The sequence below is a fragment of the Micromonospora sp. KC606 genome (assembly GCF_004348675.1).
Lineage (GTDB): Bacteria > Actinomycetota > Actinomycetes > Mycobacteriales > Micromonosporaceae > Micromonospora.
This window is the reverse complement of record NZ_SMKN01000386.1, coordinates 1-2,067: the sequence shown is the minus strand read 5'-3', so window position 1 is coordinate 2,067 and position 2,067 is coordinate 1. Positions and strand designations below refer to the sequence as shown.

The following is a 2,067-nucleotide window of genomic DNA, read 5'->3' as shown; positions in this document are numbered from 1 at the left end:
GAACGGGCTGCGCGGGCGCGGGGGAACCGCAGCTGGTCAGCGCGGCACCAGCGGCGAGGAAGCAAACCAAGGTCAAACGCAGTCGTGTCACAACCGTTGCTTTCGTCCGAGAGAGAATTTCGCTAACGATAACGGTTGTCATGTCTACATGGTGGGGGAGGTGGCGCGCGGTCGGCTCACATCCGCCGCACCGTCCGGATGCCCAGCAGGTGGAGCCCGTGACGCAACGTCCGAGCGGTCAGCTCGGCCAGCAGCAGTCGGCTCTCCCGCAGCTCGTCCGGAGCGCGCAGCACGGGACAGCGCTCGTAGAACGCGCTGAAGGTGGTGGCCAGCCGGTGCAGGTACCCGGCGAGGCGATGGAACTCCAGGCTCCACTCGACCTCCGCGACCACCGCGGCGAACCCGAGCAGCTCGATCGCCAGCGCCCGTTCGGCCGGCTCGGTGAGGAGGACCGGCGCATCGGGCCGCGCGGCCGTGCCGGCCCGCCGGAACACCGACCGGATCCGCGAGTACGCGTACTGGAGGTAGGGCGCGGTGTCGCCGACCAGGGCCAGCATCCGCTCCCAGTCCAGGACGTGGTCCTTGGCCCGGTCGGCGGACAGGTCGGCGTAAGCCGGTCGGTGAGCAGCCTTTCCAGATCCATGGGTACGCCGATCTCGCTCGGCCCGCGCCGTCACGCGGGTCTCCGAACAGGGAGAGGTGCGGGCAGATCGAGGACGATCGGTGACCACCGGCGGCTCGATCCGCCGGTCGCAGGGGAACAGGTCAGCGCGGGCGGGCGACGGATCGCCGGCGTCGCTCCGCACCGACCTGGACGTCGTACGACGTGCCGGTGCTCCGAGCGGGCGCGCTGGTCATGGGGAGGCAGCGTAGCGGACCGACCGGGGCGGGACGCGGAGTTCCCCTGGGCGGGGCGGGTAGCTCGACACCGCGCCGGCGGCGACCGCGGCCCGGAGTGGGTACAACGAGGGGCCCGGCACCCCCGGCCGGGTCAGCTTCGTCGGTACCCCCGGCGTCGCCGACCCGCTTCCGGTACTCCGGTGCCGGCTCCGCTGGCATACTCGCTGACCATGGTGTTGTCCCGCGGCTGGTCGATCTTCCTCATCGCTGTCGCCGGGTGGACCTGGGTGATCTGGCCGAGGTTCGCGGTCGCCATCTGGAACGATCCGCGTGCCTGGTCCACCGGTACCGTCGGGGACGGTGCGCCGACCGGCTTCCTCTGGGTGCACGCCCTGCTCATCACGGCATCGCTCGCCATCGGCACCACCGTCGGCGTGCTGGGAGTGCGCGGCTGGCGTGCGGTCCGCCGTGGCGGGCCCGCAACCTGACCTCCTGGCCGAGCAGCACCCGTGGCAGCGGCCGACGGCGAAGGCGGCGGTGCACAGGGGATCGACGTTTCCGCCCTTGGGACACCGCTTCCTGCTCGAAACAGCGGCCGGCGGCGAACGCGGGACGTACAGGGGGTGGCAGACCGGCCTCCGCGGACGGCCCGCCGCGAGTGACGCGGCGCGCTTACCTGCGGATTTGACGACCAAACCCACGGACGCGTAACTTTCTCTCTGCCAGCAGGAGCGGGGCAAACGGGACGAGAGGCCCGAAGTGCCGAACTTGCTGGTGCCGGGTCGGAGCAGGGCTGGTTCCTGACCGACGCGGGCCGGGCGGGGCTCGACTGAAAACGCCGCAGGGCGGATTTGGCGGAGCGGAGCCGGCCGGGTAAGGTTGACGACCGGCAGGGCACCGGGCGAGCCTGCGGGAGACCGCAGCGGCCGGCCTGCCAAATCCGATGATCGAGCGTTGCGGTTACCGCTGCGCACGTTCAGCGGCACCAACCCGCACGAACCGCGACAGACCGGGACACACCGGTTGACACGGGGAAGGCGAGGAGGTAAAGTGGTAAAAGTGCTCGGCGCGGTTGTGTCGGGTGTGTGGGGATAGGCCCTGCTGGGGGTTCCACGGTGTGGGGCTTTCTGGTGGTGTGTGGTTGTTCTTTGAGAACTCAACAGGGTGCTTGATAAGCCAGTGCCAAATTGTTTGATACCCCGTGCTGGCTGGGTCTGCCTTTTGGGT

General features: G+C 69.9%; 1 protein-coding gene and 1 pseudogene. One reads left to right on the top strand and one right to left on the bottom strand.

Features of this window, described 5'->3' with window-relative positions:
• Nucleotides 1-176: 176 nt before the first annotated feature.
• Nucleotides 177-611, bottom strand: a pseudogene (locus tag E1193_RS31220) (DALR anticodon-binding domain-containing protein); the annotation flags it as partial.
• Between the two features lie 429 nt (nucleotides 612-1,040).
• Here E1193_RS31220 and E1193_RS31215 point away from each other — a divergent pair.
• Nucleotides 1,041-1,328, top strand: coding sequence for a hypothetical protein (locus tag E1193_RS31215; protein WP_243707984.1), 288 nt, complete (start codon nucleotides 1,041-1,043; stop codon nucleotides 1,326-1,328).
• The last annotated feature ends 739 nt before the right edge of the window (nucleotides 1,329-2,067 follow it).